Raw genomic sequence first — 22,181 nt, forward strand, 5'->3', positions numbered from 1 at the left:
GGCCCAGCGCCCGGTTCCTCAGCCCTTCTTCGAGAAGATCGGATACCAGAGCCAGTCCGGCAGGAATTGCCCGCCGCGGAACAGCCAGGAGAAGACCGTCGGGAAGCTGCGCTTGAAATCGTCCGAGCACATCAGCTCGAACATCTCCTGCGCGGCCTCCTCGGGCTCCATCAGGAAGGGCATGTCGAACTCGTTCTTGTCGGTCAGCCGGGTGCGGATGAAGCCCGGATTGGCGACCTGGACGGTCACGCCGGTCTTGCGAAGGTCGGCATACATGCCCTCGGCCAGCGCCATGATCCCGGCCTTGGACGCGCCATAGCCCGTGGCGCCCGGCAGGCCGCGGAAGCCCGAGAGCGAGCCGGTCAGCACGATATGGCCGGCGTCGCGCTCGACCATGTCGCCGATCACCGCGCCCACGACGCGCGCCGCCCCGGTCAGGTTCACGTCGAGCATCGCCTCGATCTTCTCGGCGTCCCAGTCCTGCGCGGGCAGCGGCCAGTAGACCCCGGCGAGGAAGACCACGCCGTCCACATCGCCCGCGGCCTTCGCCGCCGCCGCGACCGAGGCCGGATCCGCCACGTCGCAGGCGACCGCCTGGGCCTTGCCCGGCATCTCGGCGACGAGGTCCTTCAGCCGGTCTTCCGAGCGCGCCGAGAGGATCACCTCCGCTCCGGCGGCCGAAAGCTTCTTCGCGAGCGCCGCGCCCAGCCCCTCGGAGGCGCCGACCAACCAGTAACGCTTGCCATTCCAGTCACGCATCGTCGTCTCCCATCGGCCGGATCACGGCAAAGAGCTCGGCCACCTTGATGCCGAACTTTCGGAATTGGCTGCGGTTCAGGATGGTTCCGTCCTCCTGCAGATACATCCAGTCCACCGCCTGCAGCACGTGGCTGCCGTTCTCGGGCGGAAGCTGGATCGCGTAGCGCAGGCCCAGCGCGTTGCCCATGATGCGCCCGGTGCCGTGGCCCAGAACGTCGGTGGCCTCGGTCTCGACGCGCCCATCCTCGTGGAGCTGGATCAGCCAGACCCGGTCCTGCACCGTGCCGTCATCGTAAAGGAAATGCTCGACCATCGAGCCCTTGGGCCCGTCCCAGCTCATCTCCATCGTCGCGGTGAAGCGCGAGGTGACGCGGCCGGTCGGCCCGAAGATCATGCCGCGGCAGACCAGCCGGCCCGTCAGGTGTTTCTGCAGGTCCAGCTCCGGCAGCAGGTGCACGTAATCCTGCGCTTCCTGCCCGGCGAAGGCGAAGGCGCGCCGGACGGCCCAGACCACCGCGAGGGTCGCGATGGCGCCGGCGAGCACGAACAGGAACGGGTCCATCATGCGACCTCCGGGTCGATGCGGGCGAGCAGGCCCAGCGCCACGAGCTTCAGAACCAGCGGCAGGCCTGCGTAAAGGGCGGTGAGCAGGAACAATGCCGCTTCCGGGCTTTCCGTTCCCGGGGCGAGCCCTGCGGCTTCCAGCGCGGGCAGGAGCGCGATGGCCGCAAAGGCCAGCGTGACCTTGTTGACGAAGGACCACAGTCCGAACCCGTCAGCCGCGCTGGGGGCCACCGTCTCCAGCCGGCGGGCGAACATCGCGGGCAGGAGCGTCAGGTCCGCGCCCACCGCCGCGCCGGTCGCCACGCAGATCGCGGCGAAGGCCCAGGTGTCGCCGCTGCCGAGGCCCAGCGCGAAGGCGAAGCTGACGATCGCCAGCCCCATCGCCGCCATCAGCGCGTGGCGCGCGCCGAAGCGCTGCGCCGCCCGTCCCCAGAGCGGCGCGGCCAGCGCGGCGGACAGGAAGAAGACCAGAAGCAGCGGACCCTCGGTGCCCGGCGCCTGCAGGCGCTCGGTCACGAAGAACAGAAACAGCGTCGAGGTCACGGCCACGGGCGTCGCGTTCACCAGCGCCAGGATCAGCATCCGCCGCGCGGGCCGGTCGCCCAGCACCGCGCGCAGGCCATTCGACGCGGGGGCGTCGCCGCGCGCCGACCACTCGCCGCGCATCGCGATCAGCACGGCCGCCGTCAGCACGACGAACAGGCCCGCATACCAGGCGAACGGCGCGCCGCTGAAGGCCAGCGCCGTGGGCAGGATCGCGGCCAGGCACACGCCGGTCAGCGCCCCCGTCTCGCGCCAGCTGGCCAGTCGCACATGCCCGCCGCCCATCGCCGAGGCCTTGGCCACGCCCTGCGCGTAGAAGCAGATCGTCAGGAAGGAAAAGGCCGAGAACAGCGCCGCCAGCGACAGCGCGAACCACAAGACCGGGGGCAGGGCGGGCGGCAGCGCGAAAAGCGCGACCATCGCCGCCGCCATTATCGCGCCCGCGCCCCAGACCATCGCCGCGCGGTGCCGCCGCGTCGCCTCGGCCAGCCGGCCCAGCGCCGGATCCTGCACCACGTCGATCAGCCGCAGCGCGAAGAGCGCGAGCGACAACTGCGCCAGCGTGACGCCGTAGCTGTCGACGTAGAACTTGGGCGCGTGGATGTAGATCGGCAGCCCGGCCGCCGCCAGAAGCGCCGCGAAGCCCGCATAGCGAGGCAGGCCCGATGCGGCGGCGGCGGTCAGCGGGACACCTCGGAGGCCGGCGGCTCGGGCCGGTTGCGGAAGCGCGCGCCCTTCCACCAGAGCCGCAGCGCCTGCCAGTGGATCAGCGCAAGCACGCGGCGGGTGCCGAAGGGGCGGCGCAGCGCGGCGCCGATGAGGCCGCGATTGGTGAGCGGCCGACGCGGGCCGGTCAGCGTGGCCAAAAGCCGCCCGTTGCCGACGCGGTAATCGATGCGGATGGCGATGCGGTCGGCGGCGATGTCGAAGTTGAAGACATACCCGCCCTCGACCGGCTGGAAGGGCGAGACATGCATCAGCTTCTTCGCCTTCAGGCTCGTTCCGGCGGCGATGGGCGACAGGTCGTCGGCATGGCAGAGATAGGAATGCCGGTCGCCATAGGTGTTGGTGACCTCGGCGATGACCACGCGGAGCGCGTCGTCCGCGCCATGGATCAGCCAGAAGCTGACGGGGTTAAAGACGTGGCCCAGCACCCGGGGCTGCGCCAGCAGCAGGATGCGCCCCGGCGCGAAATCCGGCAGCGCTTCGGCCAGCACGTCGCGCACCCAGGCCGTACCCCGCCCGCGGCCCGGCGGACCGCCATGGTCGCGGTCGCGCAGGCTCGCGAGGGCGAAACGGTTATACCCGAAAAGCCGCGGCAACGGGCCCGGCGCCGCGGGCTCCAGCAGGACGTAGTCGACGCCGTAGGAGAAGGCGTTCTCGACGCCTTCGCCGCGGCGGCCATGGAAGGTGCGGCCCGGGATATGCTGGGGCGCGTGGCTCACGCCGCCGCGATCCCCTGCGGTCGGCGCGCGCGCATCGCGGCGACCGCCTCGACCGCGCTGGCGAAGCCGTCCTCGTGGAAGCCGTTGCGCATCCAGGCGCCGCAGAACCACGTGTTGCGGTGCCCGTTCATCGCGCGCACCCCCTCGACCGCGGCCATCATCTCAAGGTCGTAGACCGGGTGGCGGAAGGTCTTTTGGTCGTAGATCAACTCCTCGCGGATCGCCGTAGTGGCGTTCAGCGTGACGAAGAGGGGGTCATCCTCGGGAATGTTCTGCAGCCGGTTCATCCAGTAGGTCAGGCCCAACTGCCCGCGAGCATTGCCCGGCTCCTCGCGGTAGTTCCAGGCGGCCCAGACCTTGCGCCGCTTCGGCATCGCGCCGGGGTCGGCATGCAGGATCGCGTGATTGTCCTGGTAGCGGATATGGCGCAGCAGGCCCGTCTCCTGCGCGTCGGCATCCGCCAGCAGGCGCAGCGAGTCGTCGGAATGCGTGGCGAGGACGACGTCGTCGAACGCCTCGACCTCCGCGCCCTCGGCCCGGATCTCGACCCGCGCGGGCAGGCGGCGGACCGAGGCGACCGGCGCGCCGGTACGGATCGTCACGCCGGCGCCGCGCAGATGCGCCTCGAGCCTGCGGACGTATTCGACCGAGCCGCCGGAGACCGTGTACCACTGGTGCTGGCCGGTATGGGACAGGAGGGCGTGGTTTTCGAAGAAGCGCACCATCGCCTGCGCCGGGAAATCCATCACGTCCTGGCTTGGCGTGGACCAGATCGCCCCCGAGATCGGCCCGAGATACCAGTCGCGGAACTCCTGCCCCAGACCCATCTTCGTGACGAAATCGCGCAGCGGCTGGTCGGGATCGTTCGCCGCGTCGGCGGCGCGGGCGTTGAAGCGCAGGACGTCGCGCACCATCCGCAGGAAAGGCGGCCGCAGCGCGTTGCGGCGTTGCGCGAAGAGCGTGTCCAGCGTCTGCAGACTGTACTCGATCCGCCCGCCATCCAGCGAGGCGGCGAAGGACATGTCGGATTCCTCGACCGGCACGTCGAGCGCCTCGAAGAGGCCGACGAGGTTCGGGTAGTTCACGCGGTTGTAGACGATGAAGCCGGTATCGACCGGCTGGTCGCCGCGCTTGCCGGCCGTGATCGTGCGGGCATGGCCGCCGAGGCGGGGGGCCGCCTCGAACAAGGTGACGTCGTGATCGGTGCAGAGCGCGTGCGCCGCGGCCATGCCGCTGATGCCGCCGCCGATCACCGCGACGCGGCGGCGCGGCGCGCTGGGGGAGAAGGTGCTCAAGATGGGAGAGGTCCGTTGGCTGCGGTTGGTTCGAACTGGCGTCGGGCGGCGGTCGGGCGCGGGACGCGCCGCGGTCATTCCCCGCTCTTGCCAGACATACGTAATCCGACTCGCGCTTGAAGCAAAAACACAGTCGGGGGATATTCGCGCGGGCCCCGGTCCGAACCGTGGCAGAAGCGCCTCACCCCAGACCCGGAGGGCCCCGTGCCGCCCAGGACCACCTGCGATACCGCGCGGCCCGACGGGCGGCTCGCCCCGCGCTCGTGGGGCCTGCGTCCGGACGCGGCCGGGTGAGCCTCGCCGACTGGCTGGTCTTCGCCGGGTTCTGGGCCGTCTTCGTCACCTCGCCCGGGCCGAATGCCGTCAACTGCATCCTGACGGCCTGGGGCGCGGGGTTCCGGCGCGCGCTCTGGTGCGTCGCGGCGATCCTCTCCCAGGCTGCGCTATTCCTGACCTTGGCCGCTTCGGGCGTCACGGCGCTGCTGGTTGCCGCGCCGGGCCTCTACGGCGCGCTGAAGCTGGTGGGCGCGGCGCTTCTGGTCGCGCTGGGGGTGCGCGCCTGGCTGCGCGCCGGCGATCCGGTCGCGCAGACCGCGCCGCCCGTCCAGCATATCTTCCTGCGCGCCTTCGCCATCGCCACCTTCAACGCCAAGTCGCTGGCGGGCTATTTCGCGGCCTTCACCGCCTTCGTGGCCCCGGATGTGCCGATCGCGTCGCAAATGGGGGCGATCGTGCCCACCGCGCTGACGCTGACGGCGGCCAGCTACACTACCTGGTGCGCGCTGGGCGCCTGGCTGGGCCGCCGGGCGCTGGGCGTCGTCGCCAGCCGCGCGCTGCGGCGCGGGCTGGCGCTGTGCTTCATCGGCTACGGCGCGGCGCTGGCGCTACTCTGACGGCGCGGCCAGCTCGGCATTGTAGAGGGGCACGGTCGAGATCGACATCTTGGCGGAGCCTTCCGTCAGCTCCTGCGCGTGGGCGAGATAGATCAGCGTCTGGTTCGCCTCGTCGAAGATGCGCTTGATGCGCAGCGTCTTCAGGATGATCGAGCGGCTCTCGCGGAAGACCTGCTCGCCATCCTCGCTGCGATCGATATCGCCGATGCGGATCGGCCCGGTCTGTCGGCAGGCGATCGAGGCGTTGGACGGGTCCTCGAACCAGTTGCCTTGGCTCAGCCGGTCGATCAGCGAGCGGTCGAAATAGGCGACGTGGCAGGTGACGCCGTCGACCTTGGGATCGGAAATGGCCTCGATGATGATGTCGTTGCCGACCCAGTCCACACCGACCTCGCCCACCTGTTCGGCGGCGGCGGGCAGGGCGAGGGCCAGGAGGGCGGCGATGCTGTGAATGGGGTTTTTCATGGTGACTCAACCTCGCGTTGCGGTGGCGTGTTCCCTTCCCGGCCCGCGAAACTGCGCTACCTTCCGCACCGTCATCACCCATGGGAGGGAGCCCGCATGACCCGCATGACCGCGAAGGATTTCGACCAGGAACTGCTCGATCTCTACGACTTCTATGCGCATGGCCATATCTCCAAGCGCGAATTTCTCGACCGCGCCGGGAAATGGGCGGTCGGCGGCGTGACGGCGCTCGCGCTGCTCCAGACGCTCTCGCCCGATTACGCGCTGGCCCAGCAGGTGGCGCCCGACGATGCCGACATCATGGGCGAGGATATCACCTATGACAGCCCGAACGGGCACGGATCAGTGAACGGCTATCTCGTGCGTCCCGTCGGCGTCGAAACCCCCGCCGCGGTGCTGGTCGTGCACGAGAACCGGGGCCTGAACCCCTATATCCGCGACGTCGCGCGGCGGGTCGCCAAGGCGGGCTTCATCGCGCTGGCGCCCGACGGGCTGACCAGCGTCGGCGGCTATCCCGGCAATGACGACGAGGGCCGGACGCTGCAGCGGCAGGTCGATGGCGAGAAGCTGATGAACGACTTCTTCGCGGGGTTCGAATATCTCAAGGCGCTGGACGGCACGAACGGCAAGGTCGGCGCGACGGGCTTTTGCTACGGCGGCGGCGTGGTGAACGCGCTGGCTGTGGCCTATCCCGAACTCGATGCCGGCGTGCCCTTCTACGGCCGCCAGGCCGCCGCGGCGGATGTGCCGAAGATCCAGGCGCCGCTCCTGCTGCAATTCGCGGCGCTCGACAGCCGGATCAATGCCGGCTGGCCCGAGATGCAGCGCGCGCTCGAGGCGAACGACAAGATCTACGAGGCGCGGATCTGGCCCGACGTGAACCACGGCTTCCACAACGACACGACGCCCCGCTACGACGCCGAGGCGGCGGAGGCCGCGTGGGAGGCCACCATCGCCTGGTTCCGCGTCTATCTTGCCTGAGAGATGAACAGGTTCGGCCCCACGCGGAAGGAAACCTGGTTCTACCTTCTGGCTTCGCTCGCCGGGCTTGCCCTGGTGGGCGTGGCCGTCGCGCTGAACGGCGTGGGCGGCATCGCGGCCGTCGAGGTCGTGGGCCTCTCCTCGCTGTTCTTCGGCGGCACCGCGATCTGGGCGGGCTTGCGGCTCTGGCGCGGGCGGGGCTAGGGGCTCGCAGCATGACCCACGCCACGGCCCCCGGGCCCTCCACCCCCTACGACCCGCCGAGCGGGCCCATCCCGGTGATCCACGAGGACGCGCATCTCCTGGTGGTCGACAAGCCGCATGGCCTGCTCTCGGTCCCGGGACGGGGGGCGGATCTGGCCGACTGCCTGATCGCGCGGCTGGCCGAGGACTGGCCGGAGGTGCTTCTGTGCCACCGGCTGGACCGGGACACCTCCGGCATCATGGTCTTCGCGCTGACCAAGGCGGCGCAGCGCAAGATGGGCCGGCTCTTCGAGACGAAGCGCGTCAAGAAGCGCTACATCGCCCGCGTCTGGGGCGAAGTTCCGGGCGTCGAGGGCGTGGTGGATCTGCCGCTGATCGTGGATTGGCCGAACCGGCCGCTGCAGCATGTGAACCACGAGATCGGCAAACCCTCGGTCACCGAGTGGAAGCGCATCGCGATCGAGGACGGCACCACCCGGATGGCGCTGTTCCCGCGCACCGGCCGCAGCCATCAGCTGCGTGTCCACATGAAGGCGCTGGGGCATCCGATCCTGGGCGATCCGTTCTATGCCGAGGGCCCCGCGCGCGACTTTCCCCGGATGATGCTGCATGCCGAAGGGCTGAAGTTCGAGCACCCGATCGAGGGCCGGATGATGCGCCTCGAAGCGCCCTGTCCCTTCTGAGGATGCGCGCCGAAACGGGCGTTCCCGCCGCGCGCGGCCCCCGGAAAAGCCTCCCGTTTAGTCGGCGCATGCTTCACGCCGGGCCCGCGCGGCACTACCTCAGGGGCAACGCAACCGAGAGGAGGCCGTCATGAGCCTGCGCATCAACCAGACCGTTCCCGATTTCGAGGCCGAGACCAGCGAAGGCCCGATCAAGTTCCACGACTGGATCGGCGACAGCTGGGCCATCCTGTTCAGCCATCCGAAGGACTTCACCCCCGTCTGCACCACCGAGTTCGGCGCCGTCGCCCAACTGGCCGACGAATGGGAGAAGCGCGGCGTGAAGGTGATCGGCATCTCGGTCGACGGGGTCGAGGACCACAAGAAGTGGAAAGCCGACATCGAGACCTTCGGCGGGGCCAAGGCCGGCTTTCCGATCATCGCCGATGAGGGACTTGAGGTGTCGAAGGCCTACGACATGCTGCCCGCCGACGCCTACCTGCCCGACGGGCGCACGCCCAACGACACGGCGACGGTGCGGTCGGTCTACATCATCGGGCCGGACAAGCAGCTGAAGCTCTCCATGACCTACCCGATGAATGTGGGCCGCAACTTCGCCGAGATCCTGCGCGCCGTGGACGCGTTGCAGGCCGCCGCCAAGCACGGCATCGCGATGCCCGCCAATTGGGAACAGGGCCGCGACGTGGTGATCCCGGCCACCGTCTCGGACGCGGATGCCAAGGCGAAGTTCGGGGAGTTCACGACGCATTTCCCCTACCTGCGCATGACGAAGGACCCGTCCTCCGCCGCGTGAGCGCCCGGATCCGGCTTCAGCCGATCCATTCGACGATCCTGTCCGCCGCCTCCGCGGCGGTCAGGTCGGTCGTGTCGAGACGCAGGACGCGGTCGCCGCCACGTGCGATGGGGTCCCGGTCGTAGCGGTCGGGACGCAGGAAGGTCCCGTCCATCGGCTTGCGTTTGCCCATCCGTTCCGGGGACCGGAGACGACGCTCGTTCTCGCTTTGCGCGCAGTCGAGGACGACGATGAGGTACGGCCCGCCGCGCGTCCGCGCCAAGCCTAGGACGGCGTCCCATGCCGTCTGAGCCCGGTCCGAGTCGGTGAAGAGGCTGTCGGTCAGGATGACGGGTGTCGCCGGAGGCAGGTCGAGGATGCGGGCGAAGGCGATGGCGCGGATCTCCTCGAACGTCTGCTGACAGAGATCCGAGCCGATATCGGTCAAGGCGAATGCCACGTTGTAGAGGCTGTGATTGTCGAGAAGCCGCCCGCCGATCCGCTCGGCGACACGCCGTCCGATCGTGAGCTTGCCGACCCCTGGGCGGCCGTTCAGGTGGATGATCATGATCGACCCCGGTGCAACGAAAAAGGCCGCGCCTCGCGGCACGGCCCTTCCGATCCTGCGCGCGATGGCTTCAGCCCTGTCGGGCCTTGAAGCGGCGCTGCGTCTTGTTGATCACATAGACCCGGCCCTTGCGGCGCACGACACGGCAGTCGCGGTGGCGGCTCTTGAGCGACCGGAGGGAATTGCGAACCTTCATGTCCGGCTCCTCTGATGCGTGCGGGGGTGACGCCCCGGGTGAAAATCTGCCCCGTCGGGGCGGTGGATGGTGGGCGATACTGGGATCGAACCAGTGACCCCTTCGATGTCAACGAAGTGCTCTACCGCTGAGCTAATCGCCCCGTTGCGCCATGACGGAAAGGAACTCCCCGACGCCCCGGCGCATTGGTGCGCGGTGGATAGTGTCTTTCACACAAGCGTGCAAGGGGGCTTTCGACCGAATTCCCGAGGCTCTATCCTCGCCGCAATCACAGCCGGATCCGCACATGTCCCGACCCCCATTCCGACTCGTTCGACCCGCGGTCCAGCGCGCGCCCGTCGTGGTGGCCAGCCCGCATTCCGGCCGCGTCTACGACTGGGAGTTCCTGACGGCCACCGTCCTCGACGCCGCGCGCATCCGGTCCTCCGAGGACGCCTTCGTCGACCTTCTGATGGACCGCGCGCCCGATCTTGGCATGGCGCTCCTGGCCGCCGAGATGCCGCGCGCCTTTCTCGATCTCAATCGCGCCCCCGACGAGCTGGACCCCGGCGTGATCCAGGGGCTGCCCCGCGGCGTGACGAACCCGCGCATCGCGTCGGGCCTGGGGGTGATCCCGCGGGTCGTGGCGCAGGGCCGAGCCATCTATTCGGGCAAGATCGACCGGGCCGAGGCGCAGGCGCGCATCGACCGCGTCTGGCATCCCTATCACGACCAGCTCGCCGCGCTGATGGGCGAGGCATCGGACCGGTTCGGCCGCGCGATCCTGCTCGACTGCCACTCCATGCCGCACGAGGCGATCGAATCCTCGGCCCCGCGCGGCCGCGCGCCCGAGATCGTGCTGGGCGACCGGTTCGGCGCGTCGGCCGGCGCCGAGCTGGTCGACCATCTGGAGTCGATCTTCGCCGAGCTGGGCTTCCGCGTCGCGCGCAACGCGCCCTTCGCCGGCGCCTACATCGCGCGGGCCTACGGCAAGCCGCAGACCGGGTGGCACGTCATCCAGATCGAGATCGACCGCGCGCTCTACATGGACGAGGCGGCGCTTCGCCCCTCGCCGGAATTCGACAACGTGAAGCGGCTGATGACCGAGGCGCTCTCGCGCTTCAGCGTCGCGACGCGCGGCGCGCAGGACCTCGCCGCCGAGTAGCCCGCGCGGGGCGTCATCGCAGGGCCCGGCCCTTCTTGATCGCGTCGCTTCCGAATCGCGCCCGGATCGCGTCGGTGGCCCGTTCCGCCCCCGCGCGGCGGGACGCGCCCGGATCCAGCAGGTCGCCCGCCCGGTCGGCCATGTCCGCCGGAACCAGGTCCGAGATGCCCACCCCGATCAGCCGTGCCGAGCCGCGCCGGTAAAGAGCGTCGAACAGGCCCCGCGCCTCGCGGTAGATGCGGTCGGCCATCTGCGTGGGCTCGGACAGGGCGTGGCGGCGCGTGATGGTGGTGAAATCGGCGCGCTTCAGCTTCATCGTCACCACCCGGCCCGCGACGTTCTTGGCCTTCGCGCGGTCCGAGACCTGCTCGGCCAGGCGCCAGAGATGCCCGTCCAGGATATCCGGGTCGTCGGTGTTCTCGGAAAACGTCGTCTCCTTCGAGATCGACTTCACGGGGCGGTGGGCGCTGACGCGGCGGCGGTCCTGCCCGCGCGCCAGATGCCAGAGCCGGTCGCCCATCGACCCGAACCGGCGGCCGAGATCGGCGCGATCCCAACGGCGGAGATCGGCGATGGTCTCGATCCCCGCGCGTTTCAGCGCCTCCTGGCCGACCAGGCCCACGCCCCAGATGATGCCCACCGGTTTGTCGGCGAGGAAGCTCTCGGTCTCGGCCTTGCCGATCACCGAGAAGCCGCGCGGCTTGTCGAGATCCGAGGCGATCTTGGCCAGGAACTTGTTGTGGCTGAGGCCGATGGACCCGGTGATGCCCAGCTCGTCCTGCATCCGCCGGACCAGCCCGGCCAGCATGACCGCGGGCGGCGCGCCGTGCAGCCGCGCCGTGCCGGTGAGATCGAGAAACGCCTCGTCCAGCGACAGTGGCTCGATGGCGGGGGTCAGCTCCTCCATCATCGCGCGCACCTGCCGGCTCACCTCGACATAGAGCGACATGCGCCCCTTGATGACCACCGCGTCGGGGCAGAGCTGCAGCGCCTTGAACATCGGCATGGCCGAGCGCACGCCCCGGATGCGCGCGACATAACAGCACGTCGAGACCACGCCGCGCCGCCCGCCGCCGATGATCACCGGCTTGTCGGCCAGTTCGGGCCGGTCGCGCTTTTCGACGGAGGCGTAGAAGGCGTCGCAGTCCATATGTGCTATGGACAGCTCGAAAAGCTCCGCATGCCGCGTGACGCGGGGGCTGCCGCAGGTCGGGCAGCGGCGGGCCTCCTCGAAGGTCGCGAGGCAGTGGCGGCAAAGCGCGGGCATGGTCACAAATCTATGAGCGGCCGGGTCGGGAGGGAACCGTTCGCGGTGCCAGACATTGAGCAGCGTCCTTACCGAGGAAAACCAGATGACGGATGTGACACAAGCGACCAAGACGCTGCGCGAACCCGCAGCCCCCGCGGCCGCGGTTCGCGAGGCGGGCGCGTCCGCCTACTGGCTCTTGCTTGGGGCGGTTCTGGCCGCCGGCGCGACATGGTTCTACTTCACCGGAGCCCCCGAAGGCGCCGTCGCCGAGACGAACGGCAGCCCGGTCGTCGCGGAGAAGGTGGCGGGCAAGGATCTCGACGCCGGTCACTGACGCGCGCCAAAGGCGGCGTTTCGCCGCCCTGTCCCGTGCGCGTGGAACCGCGGCGGGGGGCTTTCGGGTTTCCCCAGCGTATACGCAAAACCAGGAGGATATGTCATGGCCGACGAACCTCGCCATGATGCGACACCGCCCTCGGGCTCGGCCCGCAGCGCCGTCGAGGTGCCGCGCAGCAGCGCGGGCCGCCGGATGTTGCTGACTGCGTTGGCCTTCGTAATCCTGCTCTTCGTCGTGTTCATGCTGATCCCGGGCGAGACGCCCGCCCCCGAGGAGGCCGCGCCCGCCGCGGAGACCGACCAATGACCGTGACCGGAACCGAGAAGAAGCAAGGCAACGCGACGGGCCCAGCCCCCGGGCACGAGTCACTGACCCGCGACGACGTGGCGCCGAAATCGTCGCGCGCGCGGATCGGCCTTATCTTCCTGCTGGTCCTAGTCGTCACCATCCTCGGCTTCGCGATCTTCCTGGCCGACGAGGCGCCCGAGACGCCCGACGACGCGCCCGTCATCCTGAACGACGCGGGCGACGGCCTCGGGAACTGAGCCGCCAAGACCACAACCAGATGCCCGGCGCGCTTGGCGCGCGGGCCGAAAGGAATCGACATGACCCATGAACCGTCCGACGCACCCGTCCCCGATCAGAGCAAGACGAAATACTTCATCGGCCTGGCCGTCGCGATCGTCTTCGGCGGGCTGCTGGCCGTCTTCGTCCTGCCCAACCTCTTCATCCTGACGGATGAGGGCCCGGCGGCGGATACCGAATTCCAGATCACCGTGCCCGAAAGCGACGGGACCGGCCTGACGAGCGGCGACTGACGCTCAGCCCAATTCCGCCAGGATAGCCTGCGCCGCCGCGCGCGGATCGGGGGCCTGGTGCACGGGGCGCCCGACGACGATGTGATCCGCACCCGCCGCGATGGCCGCGGCGGGTGTTTCGGTGCGCTTCTGGTCGCCCCGGGCCGCACCGGCGGGCCGGACGCCCGGCGTAACGATCAGCTTGCCCGCCGCTTCCGGCAGGGCGCGGATCGCGGCCGCCTCGCGCGGCGAGGCGATCACGCCGTCGGCGCCGGCGACGAAGGCGCGGGCCGCGCGCTCGACCACCAGATCCGCGACATCGCCCGGTCGGATCAGCGCCGCGTCGAGATCGGCGCGGTCGAGCGAGGTCAGGATGGTCACGGCGAGGATCTTCATGTCGCCCTTGGCCTGAGCGGCCGCGTCGACGACATGCGGGTCGCCGTGAACGGTCAGGAAATCCAGATCGAAGCGCGACAGCCCGCGGACCGCCGCCTCGACCGTCGCGCCGATATCGAAGAGCTTCATGTCGAGGAAGATGCGCTTGCCGTGATCGTCCTTCAGCTCCCGCGCAAGCGCCAGCCCGCCCCCCGTGAGCATCCCCAGCCCGATCTTGTAGAAGGAGACCGCGTCGCCCAGGCCCTCGGCCAGCTCGAGGCCGGACAGGGCATCGGGAACGTCGAGCGCGACGATCAGGCGGTCATCGGACATGAAAAAGGCCTCCGGAAGCGGTCCGCCCGGGGCCTATTGGAGGCGATTGCGCCTGTCCAGCGCCGTCAGGTCGCGTGGACCTGCCGCTTAAGCGCGCGAACGGCCTGCGAATGGGTCCAGGACGGATCGCCCGGAACGGCGAGGCGGCGGCGGGTCAGCACCCCGTTCGCCTCGCGGCAGATCACGACGCCTTCGAAGCAGGCGTCGAGGACTTCGAAGCGGACGCCTTCGATGCGGATGATACGCGGTTCGGTCATGGCAGGGCTCCCCGTTGCCCGAAGCATGGCTTGAGACCGATTAACGCAGCGTCAAAAGGATCGGTTTCACCCCTCCGGGTCGGTTTCGCCCAACGCGCAGATTCTGCTTCCATTCTTTTTCGCTCACGGGCTGGACCGACAGCCTGCTGTTGCGCACCAGGACCATGTCAGACAGCTCCGGATCGGCCTTGATCTCGGCCAGGGTGACCGGTCGCGCGAAGGGCGCGCGGGCCCGGATGTCGACGCATTCCCAGCGGTCGTCCTCGGTCGTGCTGTCTGGATGCGCCTCGGCGCAGATCTCGACGATGCCGACCACCGCTTTCGCGTCCTGGCTGTGATAGAAGAAGCCTCGGTCGCCCACCGCCATCTCGCGCATGATGTTGCGCGCCTGGTAGTTGCGGACCCCGTCCCATTCCTCGCCGGCCGCGCCCTTCGCGACCTGGTCGTCCCAGGACCAGACGGAGGGTTCCGACTTGAAGAGCCAGTACCTCACGCGTCGATCACCCGGTTCCAGGCCTCGATCCGAACGTCTTCGAACAGGCCGGCCCGCGCGTAGGGATCGGCGGCGGCGAAGGCCTCGACATGGGCGCGGTCCCCGGTCTCGAAGATGATGAGTGAGCCGCACATCGCGCCCGTCGCGTCGACGAAGGGCCCGGCCTGCCGCACATGCGGGTCGGCGCGCAGATGCGCCAAATGCGCCTCGCGATTGGCCGTGCGAACCTCCAGATGGTCCGGCTTGTCGGTGCAGATCAGCGCGTGCAGCATCATTCTCGCCTCAGGTCTCGGGACAGCAGCTCCTCCATCGCATCCTTCACCGTGATCTCGCCCGCCACAAGCCCGGCGGTCGCGCGGGTGACGGGCAACTCGACGCCATGCGCCCGCCCGAGGTCGAGCGCCGCGCGCGCGGTGGCGACGCCCTCGGTCGTTTCCCGGGGCCATTCGCCCGCGCCGCCGATGGCGAGGCCCAGGGCGAAGTTGCGCGATTGCGGCGAGGCGCAGGTCAACGCGAGATCGCCCAGCCCGCTCAGCCCCATCAGCGTCTCGCGCCGGGCGCCGAGCGCCTCGGCCAGCCGCATCATCTCGGCCATGCCGCGGGTCATCAGCGCCGCGCGGGCCGAATCGCCCAGCCCCGCGCCGATGGCGGCGCCGCAGGCGATGGCGATCACGTTCTTCATTGCGCCGCCCAGCTCGACGCCTGCGACATCGGTGGCACGGTAGAGCCGCAGCGCGCGGGTGGAGAGCCGCGTCTGCAGCGCCGCCCCGATGGCGTCGTCGCTGCAGCCCAGCACCAGCGCGGTGGGCAGGCCGCGCGCGATATCTGCGGCGAAGCTGGGCCCGGACAGGATCGCCGGCACCGTATCGGGCCAGGCCGCGGCGATCAGCGCCGTCGGCCCGCGCCCGGTCGCCAGGTCCACGCCCTTGCAGGCGGCGACCGTGTGGCGCGGCGTCAGGGCCAGCGCCGCCAGCACGCCGGTCAGCGTCTGCATCGGCACGGCCAGCAGGACCGTCTCGCAGTCCGACAGCGCGGCCGGATCGGCCGTGGGCGTGACCGGAGCCGGCAGGGGCGCGTCGGGCAGGCGCGGCAGAACGCGGCTCCGCGCGGCGTCCCCCATCACCATGGCGTCCCGGCCCCAGAGGGTCACCGCGGCGCCGGCCCGGCCCAGCGCGAACGCGAGGGCCGTGCCGAAGGCGCCGGCGCCGACGATGCCGATCGGCCCGCTCACGCCTTCGCCCCCCGCTTGCCCGAGCCCAGCATCGGCCGGGCGGCATCGTCCAGCGGCCAGCGCGGCCGGGCCGCCAGGGTCAGGTCGTCGCGACGGCCGGCCAGGAGCGCCTCGGCCCCCGCCCAGGCGATCATCGCCGCGTTGTCGGTGCAAAGCGCGAGCGGCGGGGCAAGGAAGGGAAGGGCCGCCTCCCCGGCGACGGCCCGCAACGCTTCGCGCAGGGACCGGTTCGCCGCGACGCCGCCCGCGACGGCGAAGGCGGTGACGTCGCCCGCCGCCGCCAAGGCGCGCCGTGATTTTTCGGCCAGCACGTCGCGCACCGCCGCCTGGAATGACGCGCAGAGATCGGCGCGCATCTGCCGGGGCAGCCCGCCATGTTCGCCCACGGCGGCGTCGCGCGCGCGCAGAACGGCCGTTTTCAGCCCCGAGAAGCTCAGATCGCAACCCGCGCGGTCCAGAAGCGGGCGCGGCAGGCGGACGGCCTGCGGATCGCCCGACGCCGCCTCCGCCTCGACCGCGGGCCCGCCCGGCTGAGGCAGGCCCAGCAGACGCGCGACCTTGTCGAAGGCCTCGCCCGGCGCGTCGTCGATCGTCCCGCCGAGCCGCCCGAAGGCGTCAGGGCCGTCGACGCGCAGGAATTGGCAATGCCCCCCCGAGACCAGCAGCATCAGATAGGGAAAATCCGCGCCGTCGGTCAGCCGCGGGGTGAGCGCATGGCCGGCGAGATGGTTCACGCCGATCAGCGGCAGGCCGGTCGCCGCCGCCAGGCCCTTGGCGCACATGACGCCGGCCAGCACGCCCCCGATCAGCCCGGGCCCCGCCGTCACCGCGATCGCGTCACAGTCGCCCAGGCCGAGGCCCGCCTCCGCCAGCGCGCGTTCGACGGCGAGGTCGATCTTCTCGGCATGGGCGCGGGCGGCGATCTCGGGGACGATGCCGCCGAATTCGGCATGCAGCGCGTCCTGGCGCAGCACGACATTGGACAGGATCGTCCCCGTCCCGTCCGCAGCGCGGCGGATGACCGCGGCGGCGGTGTCGTCGCAGGAGCTCTCGAGCCCCAGGATCGTCGTCTCTTGTGCCATCGTCGCCGCCCGTCCAACCTGCGCCCTCACCTAAGCCCCGCGGCCCGAGGGAACAATGCGCCTGCCGATCCTGCTGACCCGCCCCGACGCGGCCTCGCGCGAGGTCGCCGCGCATCTGGCGGGCGAGCGGATCGTGATCTCGCCGCTGATCGAGGTGGCGCCGTTCGGGGCGCTGCCGGCCGATCTGCCGGATCTTCTGCTGAGCTCACGCAACGCGGTGGCGGCCTATGTCGCGCTGGGCGGCGGGCCCGGGCGCGCCGCCTGGGTGGTCGGCCCCGGGACGGCAGAGGCGGCGCGCGCGGCCGGGCTCTCGGTGCGCGCCACGGCGCCCGACGCCGCGACGCTGGCGCGCGAGGTGCCCGTGGGAACCGGGCCGCTCCTCCATCTGCGGGGCGAGGTGCAGCGCGGCGATCTCGCGGGCGACCTCCGGGCGCGGGGCATCCCGGCCAGCGACGCCGTGATCTACCGGCAGACGCCGCTGGCGCTGAGCGCGGAGGCGCTGGCGCTCCTGCGGGCGGGGCCCGTGCTGGTGCCGCTCTACTCGCCGCGCAGCGCCGCGCTTTTCGGCGACGCTGTCCCCCCCGAGGCGCGGGGCAATCTGCGGCTGGTCTGTCTCAGCCGGGCGGTGGCCGCGGCCGCGCCGGTCCCGCCCGACGCGGTGGCGTGCGCGCCGGACGGCCCGGCGATGCTGGCGGCGATCCGGGAGGTGCTCGACCGAAACGGCGGTTGAGGGGGCCGGGGTGACGGTCTAGGTGTATCCCGATGGACACGCGGGACCCCGGACGGGCCGCGCGATCGCACCAAGCCGGAGGATCCCCTGGTGGCGCGCAAGACGACGAAGAGCACGGGCCGCGGGGACGCGGAGAAGACCGGCGCCGAAGGGCATGCGGTCGAGGATGCCGAGATCGTCTCCGACGCTGCGGGCGGCGAGACCGCGACCGATGCCGCCGGATCGAAGGCCGAGGATGCCGCAGGACCCGAGGCCGGAAAGGGCAAGGCGCCCGATCCCGCCGCGACGGAGGCCGAGGCGGGGGCCGGCGACGGATCCCCGGTCGAGGCCGAGATTCTGTCCGGCGAGATTTCCGCGCCCGGCGAAACCGCCCCTGACGAGGGCGCGCCGGTGACGGCGGACCCGATGTTGATGGGATCGGACGCCACCGAGACGCCGACCGGGAGCGACACCTCCGAGAGCGCGCCCGCCACGGAAGGCGCGGACGACACGCCGCCCCCGGAGGCGGACGCGTCCGAGGTGCAGCCGGAAACGGCTTCCAGCGCGCCGCAAAGCACCGCCGTCGCGGCGCCGCCGCCGCAGGTGGCCGCGTCACGCGGGCCCGGCTTCGTGCCGCTACTCCTCGGCGGGCTTCTGGCCGGCGCGATCGGCTACGCCATCCCGACCTTCGTGATGCCGCCCGACGCCCCGGCCGAGGCCGTCGATCCCGCCCGGATCGACGCGCTAGAGACCGAACTGGCCGCCCTGCGCCAGGCGCAGGCGACCCCGGGCGCGGCGGCGGATCTTGCGCCGCTGAGCGAGGCGCAGGCGGCGCTGGCCGACCGGGTGGACGTCCTGGAGGACCGCGTTGCCGCCCTGTCGGACGCGCCCGCGCCCGGGCCCGCCGCGGGCGCCTCGACGGCCGCCGTGGGCGAAGACGCCGCCTCGGCGGACGTTACGGCGCTGCGATCCGATCTGGACGCCCTCTCGGCCGGGCTGGACACGCTCCGCGACGAGGTTACCGCGCTGGACGGAACCGTCGGCGGCTTCGAGGGCACGCTGACGGGGCTGCAGACGGATCTGAATGCCCGCATCGACGCTCTGTCCGAAGAGATCGCGCAGGTCGAAAGCGAGGCGCTGGCCGCCGAGGACGAGGCCGAGGCGCTGGCCCGCGAGGCGGCGATCAACCAGGTCCGCATCGCGCTCGATTCTGGTGCGGCCTATGCCGAGCCGCTGGCGCTGCTGGCCGACGTGCCCGCCGCGCTGGCCGACCCGGCCGCCGAGGGCGTGGCCACGCAGGGCGACCTGGTCGCAGCCTTTCCGCCGCTCGCCCGCGAGGCGCTGCGCGCCGCGCGGGCCGGGCAGGCGACGGAGGGGCTGTCGGGCGCGCTGGGCTCGCTCTTCAACGCGCGCTCGCTCGAGCCGCGCGAGGGCGACGATCCCGACGCCGTGCTCAGCCGGGCGGAAGCCGCGGTGCGGGCGGGCGAGCTCGACGCGGCCCTCTCCGAGATCGCGGCGCTGCCCGACGGGGCGCAAGCGGTGCTGGCCGACTGGGTCGCACGGGTCGAGACGCGACGCGACGCCAAGGCGGCGCTGCAAGATTACCTCCAGGACGGGTGAGGATACGATAGATGCTCTGGTCGCTGTTCAAGATCCTCCTCTTCGTCGGTCTCGTGATCGCGCTGGCCTTCGGCGCGCAATGGCTGCTGTCGCTCTCGGGCGAGGTGCTGGTCACCTTCGCGGGCGCGGAATACGTGCTGCCGCCGCTGGTCGTCGTGCTGGGCCTTCTGGTCCTGATGCTGGTCCTTTGGGTCGTCTTCAAGCTGGCCGGGCTGCTGATCGCCACGCTGCGCTTCATCAATGGCGACGACACCGCGATCGGGCGTTATTTCGACCGCAACCGCGAGCGGAAGGGCTACGAGGCGCTGTCGGACTCGCTCATCGCGCTGGCCGCGGGCGAGTCGCGCGAGGCGGCGACCAAGGCGCAGAAGGCGGAGAAGTACCTCAACCGGCCCGAAGTGACGACGCTGGTCGTCGCCCAGGCCGCCGAGGCGGCGGGCGAGAAGGACCGCGCCCGCACCGCCTGGAAGGAACTGGTCAAGCACGACAAGACGCGCTTCGTCGGCGTGCGCGGCCTGATGCGCCAGAAGCTCGAGGAGGGCGACACCGCCACCGCCATGAAGCTGGCCGAGAAGGCCTTCGCGCTGAAGCCGCGCCATGTCGAGACGCAGGACACGCTGCTGCGCCTGCAGGCCCGCGACGAGAACTGGGACGGCGCGCGCAAGGTCCTGACGGCCAAGCTGAAATCGGGTGCGCTGCCCAAGGATGTCTACAAGCGCCGCGAGGCGGTGCTGAGCCTCGCCGATGCGCGCGACCAGCTGGCGCAGGGCAATGGCGACAAGGCCCGCGCCGAGGCGCTGGAGGCCAATCGTCTCTCGCCGGAACTCGTGCCCGCTGCCGTCCTGGCCGCGCGGATGCATGTCGAGGCGGGCGAGAAGCGCCGCGCCGCCAAGGTCTTGAAGGCCGCGTGGCAGACCACGCATCACCCCGACCTCGCCGCCGCCTTCGCCGAGATCGAACCGGACGAGACCCCCGCCGCGCGGATCAAGCGGTTCCAGCCGTTCCTGAAGCTCGACCCGGCCGCGCCCGGGACGAAGATGCTGGAGGCCGAGCTGCATCTCGCGGCCGAGGATTTCCCCGCCGCGCGGCGCGCGCTCGGCACGCTCTACGAGACCCATCCCTCCGCCCGGTCGCTGTCGCTGATGGCCGCGATCGAGCGCGGCGAGGGCGCCTCGGAGGCGGTGGTGCGCGGCTGGCTGGCCAAGGCGCTGGGCGCCTCGCGCGGGCCGCAATGGGTCTGCGACAATTGCGGAACCGTGCATGGCCAGTGGATCCCGGTCTGCACGCATTGCGAGGCGTTCGACAGCCTCGGCTGGACCGAGCCGCGCAAGGGCATGTCGGCCACGGCCGCGCTCTCCACCGACATGCTGCCGCTTCTGATCGGCGGGCCCGAGGAGAAGATGCGCCCGGTCGACCCCGACCCCGACGCCGCCACCGCGCCGCGGTCCGAGCCCGAGATCGACGGGCCCGAGACGGCCGAGACGCCCGCGCGCGGTCCGGTCAACCCGGATGTCGTGGGCACGACACGCGACGCCGAGGAGCCCGTGACCCTGCCCGCCGGCAAGAGCCCGCCGGCGCCGCAGGACGAGGTTCCGACCACCGGTGGTACGTCGCGGATGTGAGGCGATTTCGGGGCTGGAAACGGCCCCGGGCGCCTGCTAGGACGCCGCCACGGTGCCGCTGTAGCTCAGCTGGTAGAGCACGTCATTCGTAATGATGGGGTCGGGGGTTCGAGTCCCTTCAGCGGCACCAGACACCGCCCGAGGCCCGAAGGTCCGGGCCGTGATCGTCCCCCGGATCAGTAGTTCTGGACGACGCTCTCGTCGAAATGCCCGATATCCGGCGAGGCGGAGCGCAGGCGCACATAGCCCAGGACCCGGTTGTTGCGCTTGGGATCGATCACCAACATCTCGCCCTCGTACACCGAGAATTCGGTGAGTTCCTGGATGTTGGTGAAATGCGAGATCACCAGCATCGGTCCTTGTCCGTCGCCGCCATCCCAGTTCGAGATGATTTCGCGCAGGCCCGTGACGTTGGGAGCCCCCTGCAGGGACAGAAGCAGGTTCAGGTCGGGGATGGTCTCGATGGAGACGTCGTCCAGCGCCGCGTCATCGACCATCGCCATCCCGTCGCGCATCGCATCCAGCGTCTGCTGGTTGCGGCACCATTCGCTGACCAGGATCCGGCCGGGCTTGAGCTCGTTGGCCACCATCAGGGCGCCCAGCTCGTACATCTGACGCTTGCCCACATCGGTCATCACGCGCTGGTTGGCGCAATCGCCGGGGGCGACATTCGTGGCGTCGCGCTTCGACCAATCGGTCGGTCCGTGGCGCATCAGGAAGACGATATCGTCGCGGAACAGATCGTCGAGCATCTGCCACGGCTCGAAGCGCAGCACCTCGGTCACTTCCTTTCCGGCGGCGGCGCCGGGCATGACCATCATCATCTCGCCGGTATTCGAGCTGATCTGCTGGATCACGCCGGCGATATCCACGTCGACCTGCGAGTCGGTGGATTGCGCCACGGCCGGGAGGGCGGGAAAGGCCAGTGCGACGGCAAGGAGGGCGGAACGGATCATCTCGGAACTCTCAAATCGCTTCGAATCATGACTTAGCGGGTCCGTGCCCAAAGTCCCGTTCACGATCCGCTTATAATTTTCGCGCGATTTCCTCGGCCAGAAGCAGCCAGGCCGCCTCGTGGGCCGCGATGATCGCCTGGTAGCCTTCGCCCGGCACCGGAACCACCACCGAGAAGGGTTCGATGCTGCCCGGCCCGTCCTCCCGGCCCAGCGCATAGGTCCCGGAGAAGCGCAGATTGCCGCCCACCTGCACGATCATGTCCTCGACGAAGATCGACAGCTCGATATCGGGAAATCCGCGCAGCGGCCAGGGCTCGACTGCGACCTGCGCGTCGGTGATCTGGTTGAGGTGGCGCGCCAGACTGCCCGCAAGCGCGCGATCGGGCAGATCGGCCCAGAGTCGGTCGGTATCCGTGGTCAGCGAGCCGTCGGCCTGCTGGATCGGGATCTCCTGGTTGATCGCGTATTCGGGGATCGAGACCTCGGCCACCACGACGCTGTCGGCGCGCGCGTTTACCCGCAACGCCGAGGTGGCGGGCGGCGGCGCGAAGTAGGCGGTCTGTCCGCACGCGGCCAGCAGCAGGGTCAGGGCGAGGGGCAGGCGCATG

At 70.5% G+C, this 22,181-nt stretch carries 29 protein-coding genes, 2 tRNA genes and 1 pseudogene; 14 read left to right on the forward strand and 18 right to left on the reverse strand.

Going from position 1 to position 22,181, the window contains the following annotated elements; translation table 11 throughout:
• Positions 1 to 18: 18 nt before the first annotated feature.
• From P8627_RS11540 to P8627_RS11560, 5 genes are read right to left on the reverse strand one after another with little or no spacing between them, the layout of a single operon-like run.
• Positions 19 to 759, reverse strand: a complete 741-nt coding sequence (locus P8627_RS11540) for an SDR family NAD(P)-dependent oxidoreductase (RefSeq protein WP_279964255.1) — start codon at positions 757 to 759, stop codon at positions 19 to 21.
• Positions 752 to 1,324, reverse strand: a complete 573-nt coding sequence (locus P8627_RS11545) for a DUF3833 family protein (RefSeq protein ID WP_347882270.1) — start codon at positions 1,322 to 1,324, stop codon at positions 752 to 754. The genes P8627_RS11540 and P8627_RS11545 overlap by 8 nt, the downstream gene beginning before the upstream one ends.
• Positions 1,321 to 2,550: an MFS transporter gene (locus P8627_RS11550; protein ID WP_279967458.1), complete on the reverse strand. Its 1,230-nt coding sequence runs from the start codon at positions 2,548 to 2,550 to the stop codon at positions 1,321 to 1,323. Before P8627_RS11550 ends, P8627_RS11545 begins: the two co-directional genes overlap by 4 nt.
• Complete coding sequence (locus P8627_RS11555; RefSeq protein WP_279964257.1) at positions 2,547 to 3,311, reverse strand: DUF1365 domain-containing protein; 765 nt, start codon at positions 3,309 to 3,311, stop codon at positions 2,547 to 2,549. Before P8627_RS11555 ends, P8627_RS11550 begins: the two co-directional genes overlap by 4 nt.
• The gene (locus tag P8627_RS11560; protein ID WP_279967459.1) at positions 3,308 to 4,540 is read right to left on the reverse strand and encodes an NAD(P)/FAD-dependent oxidoreductase; all 1,233 of its coding nucleotides are present in this window, start codon (positions 4,538 to 4,540) and stop codon (positions 3,308 to 3,310) included. Before P8627_RS11560 ends, P8627_RS11555 begins: the two co-directional genes overlap by 4 nt.
• Before the next feature lie 356 nt (positions 4,541 to 4,896).
• On the opposite strand from P8627_RS11560, the gene P8627_RS11565 reads away from it, so the two are divergent.
• A complete protein-coding gene (locus P8627_RS11565; protein ID WP_279964258.1) occupies positions 4,897 to 5,499 on the forward strand; it encodes a LysE family translocator in 603 nt (200 codons plus the stop codon).
• Here the strand turns inward: P8627_RS11565 and P8627_RS11570 are convergent.
• The gene (locus tag P8627_RS11570) at positions 5,491 to 5,964 is read right to left on the reverse strand and encodes a CreA family protein (protein WP_279964259.1); all 474 of its coding nucleotides are present in this window, start codon (positions 5,962 to 5,964) and stop codon (positions 5,491 to 5,493) included. The two genes, P8627_RS11565 and P8627_RS11570, sit on opposite strands and share 9 nt — an antisense overlap.
• Before the next feature lie 96 nt (positions 5,965 to 6,060).
• Here P8627_RS11570 and yghX point away from each other — a divergent pair, with 96 nt between their 5' ends.
• The 4 genes from yghX (at position 6,061) to P8627_RS11590 (ending at position 8,625) form a co-directional block, all read left to right on the forward strand.
• Complete coding sequence (gene yghX, locus P8627_RS11575; RefSeq protein ID WP_279964261.1) at positions 6,061 to 6,945, forward strand: YghX family hydrolase; 885 nt, start codon at positions 6,061 to 6,063, stop codon at positions 6,943 to 6,945.
• Positions 6,946 to 6,948: 3 nt separating this feature from the next.
• Positions 6,949 to 7,149 carry a hypothetical protein gene (locus P8627_RS11580; RefSeq protein ID WP_279964263.1) on the forward strand — a complete coding sequence of 67 codons (201 nt, stop codon included), beginning with the start codon at positions 6,949 to 6,951 and terminating at the stop codon, positions 7,147 to 7,149.
• 11 nt (positions 7,150 to 7,160) lie between these two features.
• Entirely contained in the window at positions 7,161 to 7,832 is a 672-nt protein-coding gene (locus P8627_RS11585; protein ID WP_279964264.1) for an RluA family pseudouridine synthase, read from the forward strand.
• Between the two features lie 130 nt (positions 7,833 to 7,962).
• A complete protein-coding gene (locus tag P8627_RS11590; protein ID WP_279964266.1) occupies positions 7,963 to 8,625 on the forward strand; it encodes a peroxiredoxin in 663 nt (220 codons plus the stop codon).
• 16 nt (positions 8,626 to 8,641) lie between these two features.
• Here P8627_RS11590 and P8627_RS11595 read toward each other — a convergent pair whose 3' ends face one another.
• The 3 genes from P8627_RS11595 to P8627_RS11605 all read right to left on the reverse strand — a co-directional run bounded on the left by P8627_RS11595 (position 8,642) and on the right by P8627_RS11605 (position 9,510).
• Positions 8,642 to 9,172: an AAA family ATPase gene (locus tag P8627_RS11595; RefSeq protein WP_279964268.1), complete on the reverse strand. Its 531-nt coding sequence runs from the start codon at positions 9,170 to 9,172 to the stop codon at positions 8,642 to 8,644.
• Between the two features lie 70 nt (positions 9,173 to 9,242).
• Positions 9,243 to 9,368, reverse strand: coding sequence for a type B 50S ribosomal protein L36 (ykgO, locus tag P8627_RS11600; RefSeq protein WP_028287243.1), 126 nt, complete (start codon positions 9,366 to 9,368; stop codon positions 9,243 to 9,245).
• 67 nt (positions 9,369 to 9,435) lie between these two features.
• Positions 9,436 to 9,510 (reverse strand) — tRNA-Val (locus P8627_RS11605).
• 144 nt (positions 9,511 to 9,654) lie between these two features.
• Between P8627_RS11605 and P8627_RS11610 the strand changes: the two genes are divergently transcribed.
• Positions 9,655 to 10,512, forward strand: a complete 858-nt coding sequence (locus P8627_RS11610; RefSeq protein WP_279964272.1) for an N-formylglutamate amidohydrolase — start codon at positions 9,655 to 9,657, stop codon at positions 10,510 to 10,512.
• A 13-nt stretch (positions 10,513 to 10,525) separates the two neighbouring features.
• Here the strand turns inward: P8627_RS11610 and P8627_RS11615 are convergent, their stop codons facing one another.
• On the reverse strand, positions 10,526 to 11,779 hold the full coding sequence (locus P8627_RS11615; protein ID WP_279964273.1) for a DNA polymerase IV: 1,254 nt from the start codon (positions 11,777 to 11,779) through the stop codon (positions 10,526 to 10,528).
• 85 nt (positions 11,780 to 11,864) lie between these two features.
• Here P8627_RS11615 and P8627_RS11620 point away from each other — a divergent pair, with 85 nt between their 5' ends.
• The 4 genes from P8627_RS11620 (at position 11,865) to P8627_RS11635 (ending at position 12,916) form a co-directional block, all read left to right on the forward strand.
• A complete protein-coding gene (locus P8627_RS11620; RefSeq protein ID WP_279964274.1) occupies positions 11,865 to 12,095 on the forward strand; it encodes a hypothetical protein in 231 nt (76 codons plus the stop codon).
• A gap of 105 nt (positions 12,096 to 12,200) precedes the next feature.
• Entirely contained in the window at positions 12,201 to 12,404 is a 204-nt protein-coding gene (locus tag P8627_RS11625; RefSeq protein ID WP_279964275.1) for a hypothetical protein, read from the forward strand.
• Positions 12,401 to 12,643, forward strand: a complete 243-nt coding sequence (locus P8627_RS11630; RefSeq protein ID WP_279964276.1) for a hypothetical protein — start codon at positions 12,401 to 12,403, stop codon at positions 12,641 to 12,643. The genes P8627_RS11625 and P8627_RS11630 overlap by 4 nt, the downstream gene beginning before the upstream one ends.
• 60 nt (positions 12,644 to 12,703) lie before the next feature.
• Positions 12,704 to 12,916, forward strand: coding sequence for a hypothetical protein (locus tag P8627_RS11635; protein ID WP_279964277.1), 213 nt, complete (start codon positions 12,704 to 12,706; stop codon positions 12,914 to 12,916).
• A 3-nt stretch (positions 12,917 to 12,919) separates the two neighbouring features.
• On the opposite strand, the gene pyrF is transcribed toward P8627_RS11635, so the two are convergent.
• The 6 genes and pseudogenes from pyrF to tsaD form a co-directional block, all read right to left on the reverse strand.
• Positions 12,920 to 13,603 (reverse strand): orotidine-5'-phosphate decarboxylase, encoded by a 684-nt coding sequence (pyrF, locus tag P8627_RS11640; protein ID WP_279964278.1) that lies wholly within the window; start codon positions 13,601 to 13,603, stop codon positions 12,920 to 12,922.
• Positions 13,604 to 13,668: 65 nt separating this feature from the next.
• The gene (locus P8627_RS11645) at positions 13,669 to 13,860 is read right to left on the reverse strand and encodes a hypothetical protein (RefSeq protein ID WP_279964279.1); all 192 of its coding nucleotides are present in this window, start codon (positions 13,858 to 13,860) and stop codon (positions 13,669 to 13,671) included.
• Between the two features lie 66 nt (positions 13,861 to 13,926).
• Positions 13,927 to 14,353, reverse strand: a pseudogene (locus P8627_RS11650) (EVE domain-containing protein).
• Positions 14,350 to 14,625, reverse strand: coding sequence for a YciI family protein (locus tag P8627_RS11655; RefSeq protein WP_279967460.1), 276 nt, complete (start codon positions 14,623 to 14,625; stop codon positions 14,350 to 14,352). Before P8627_RS11655 ends, P8627_RS11650 begins: the two are co-directional and overlap by 4 nt.
• Positions 14,625 to 15,584, reverse strand: coding sequence for an NAD(P)H-dependent glycerol-3-phosphate dehydrogenase (locus P8627_RS11660; RefSeq protein WP_279964280.1), 960 nt, complete (start codon positions 15,582 to 15,584; stop codon positions 14,625 to 14,627). Before P8627_RS11660 ends, P8627_RS11655 begins: the two co-directional genes overlap by 1 nt.
• Positions 15,581 to 16,666 (reverse strand): tRNA (adenosine(37)-N6)-threonylcarbamoyltransferase complex transferase subunit TsaD, encoded by a 1,086-nt coding sequence (tsaD, locus tag P8627_RS11665; RefSeq protein WP_279964281.1) that lies wholly within the window; start codon positions 16,664 to 16,666, stop codon positions 15,581 to 15,583. The genes P8627_RS11660 and tsaD overlap by 4 nt, the downstream gene beginning before the upstream one ends.
• Before the next feature lie 55 nt (positions 16,667 to 16,721).
• Between tsaD and P8627_RS11670 the strand changes: the two genes are divergently transcribed.
• From P8627_RS11670 to P8627_RS11685, 4 genes are all read left to right on the forward strand, one after another.
• Positions 16,722 to 17,396: a uroporphyrinogen-III synthase gene (locus P8627_RS11670; RefSeq protein ID WP_279964282.1), complete on the forward strand. Its 675-nt coding sequence runs from the start codon at positions 16,722 to 16,724 to the stop codon at positions 17,394 to 17,396.
• A gap of 90 nt (positions 17,397 to 17,486) precedes the next feature.
• Positions 17,487 to 18,995 carry a hypothetical protein gene (locus tag P8627_RS11675; protein WP_279964283.1) on the forward strand — a complete coding sequence of 503 codons (1,509 nt, stop codon included), beginning with the start codon at positions 17,487 to 17,489 and terminating at the stop codon, positions 18,993 to 18,995.
• Positions 18,996 to 19,006: 11 nt separating this feature from the next.
• Positions 19,007 to 20,617 (forward strand): heme biosynthesis protein HemY, encoded by a 1,611-nt coding sequence (locus P8627_RS11680; RefSeq protein WP_279964284.1) that lies wholly within the window; start codon positions 19,007 to 19,009, stop codon positions 20,615 to 20,617.
• Between the two features lie 54 nt (positions 20,618 to 20,671).
• A tRNA-Thr gene (locus P8627_RS11685) sits at positions 20,672 to 20,747 on the forward strand.
• A 46-nt stretch (positions 20,748 to 20,793) separates the two neighbouring features.
• Here P8627_RS11685 and P8627_RS11690 read toward each other — a convergent pair.
• Together P8627_RS11690 and P8627_RS11695 are read right to left on the reverse strand one after the other, a co-directional pair.
• Positions 20,794 to 21,573, reverse strand: a complete 780-nt coding sequence (locus P8627_RS11690) for a histidine phosphatase family protein (protein ID WP_279964286.1) — start codon at positions 21,571 to 21,573, stop codon at positions 20,794 to 20,796.
• Positions 21,574 to 21,643: 70 nt separating this feature from the next.
• Complete coding sequence (locus P8627_RS11695; protein WP_279964287.1) at positions 21,644 to 22,180, reverse strand: PqiC family protein; 537 nt, start codon at positions 22,178 to 22,180, stop codon at positions 21,644 to 21,646.
• Position 22,181: the final 1 nt, after the last annotated feature.

The sequence above is a fragment of the Jannaschia sp. GRR-S6-38 genome (assembly GCF_029853695.1).
GTDB classification, from domain to species: Bacteria; Pseudomonadota; Alphaproteobacteria; order Rhodobacterales; family Rhodobacteraceae; genus Jannaschia; species Jannaschia ovalis.

Excerpts from the sequence above, each read along its gene's own strand:
- P8627_RS11560 (WP_279967459.1), bottom strand. The coding sequence starts at position 4,540 with ATGGCCGCGGCGCACGCGCTCTGCACCGATCACGACGTCACCTTGTTC.
- P8627_RS11580 (WP_279964263.1), top strand. The coding sequence starts at position 6,949 with ATGAACAGGTTCGGCCCCACGCGGAAGGAAACCTGGTTCTACCTTCTG.
- P8627_RS11570 (WP_279964259.1), bottom strand. The coding sequence starts at position 5,964 with ATGAAAAACCCCATTCACAGCATCGCCGCCCTCCTGGCCCTCGCCCTG.
- P8627_RS11695 (WP_279964287.1), bottom strand. The coding sequence starts at position 22,180 with ATGCGCCTGCCCCTCGCCCTGACCCTGCTGCTGGCCGCGTGCGGACAG.
- P8627_RS11610 (WP_279964272.1), top strand. The coding sequence starts at position 9,655 with ATGTCCCGACCCCCATTCCGACTCGTTCGACCCGCGGTCCAGCGCGCG.
- P8627_RS11615 (WP_279964273.1), bottom strand. The coding sequence starts at position 11,779 with ATGCCCGCGCTTTGCCGCCACTGCCTCGCGACCTTCGAGGAGGCCCGC.
- P8627_RS11635 (WP_279964277.1), top strand. The coding sequence starts at position 12,704 with ATGACCCATGAACCGTCCGACGCACCCGTCCCCGATCAGAGCAAGACG.
- pyrF (WP_279964278.1), bottom strand. The coding sequence starts at position 13,603 with ATGTCCGATGACCGCCTGATCGTCGCGCTCGACGTTCCCGATGCCCTG.
- P8627_RS11655 (WP_279967460.1), bottom strand. The coding sequence starts at position 14,625 with ATGCTGCACGCGCTGATCTGCACCGACAAGCCGGACCATCTGGAGGTT.
- tsaD (WP_279964281.1), bottom strand. The coding sequence starts at position 16,666 with ATGGCACAAGAGACGACGATCCTGGGGCTCGAGAGCTCCTGCGACGAC.
- P8627_RS11630 (WP_279964276.1), top strand. The coding sequence starts at position 12,401 with ATGACCGTGACCGGAACCGAGAAGAAGCAAGGCAACGCGACGGGCCCA.
- ykgO (WP_028287243.1), bottom strand. The coding sequence starts at position 9,368 with ATGAAGGTTCGCAATTCCCTCCGGTCGCTCAAGAGCCGCCACCGCGAC.
- P8627_RS11645 (WP_279964279.1), bottom strand. The coding sequence starts at position 13,860 with ATGACCGAACCGCGTATCATCCGCATCGAAGGCGTCCGCTTCGAAGTC.
- yghX (WP_279964261.1), top strand. The coding sequence starts at position 6,061 with ATGACCCGCATGACCGCGAAGGATTTCGACCAGGAACTGCTCGATCTC.
- P8627_RS11680 (WP_279964284.1), top strand. The coding sequence starts at position 19,007 with ATGCTCTGGTCGCTGTTCAAGATCCTCCTCTTCGTCGGTCTCGTGATC.
- P8627_RS11625 (WP_279964275.1), top strand. The coding sequence starts at position 12,201 with ATGGCCGACGAACCTCGCCATGATGCGACACCGCCCTCGGGCTCGGCC.
- P8627_RS11595 (WP_279964268.1), bottom strand. The coding sequence starts at position 9,172 with ATGATCATCCACCTGAACGGCCGCCCAGGGGTCGGCAAGCTCACGATC.
- P8627_RS11620 (WP_279964274.1), top strand. The coding sequence starts at position 11,865 with ATGACGGATGTGACACAAGCGACCAAGACGCTGCGCGAACCCGCAGCC.
- P8627_RS11585 (WP_279964264.1), top strand. The coding sequence starts at position 7,161 with ATGACCCACGCCACGGCCCCCGGGCCCTCCACCCCCTACGACCCGCCG.
- P8627_RS11540 (WP_279964255.1), bottom strand. The coding sequence starts at position 759 with ATGCGTGACTGGAATGGCAAGCGTTACTGGTTGGTCGGCGCCTCCGAG.
- P8627_RS11545 (WP_347882270.1), bottom strand. The coding sequence starts at position 1,324 with ATGATGGACCCGTTCCTGTTCGTGCTCGCCGGCGCCATCGCGACCCTC.
- P8627_RS11670 (WP_279964282.1), top strand. The coding sequence starts at position 16,722 with ATGCGCCTGCCGATCCTGCTGACCCGCCCCGACGCGGCCTCGCGCGAG.
- P8627_RS11690 (WP_279964286.1), bottom strand. The coding sequence starts at position 21,573 with ATGATCCGTTCCGCCCTCCTTGCCGTCGCACTGGCCTTTCCCGCCCTC.
- P8627_RS11590 (WP_279964266.1), top strand. The coding sequence starts at position 7,963 with ATGAGCCTGCGCATCAACCAGACCGTTCCCGATTTCGAGGCCGAGACC.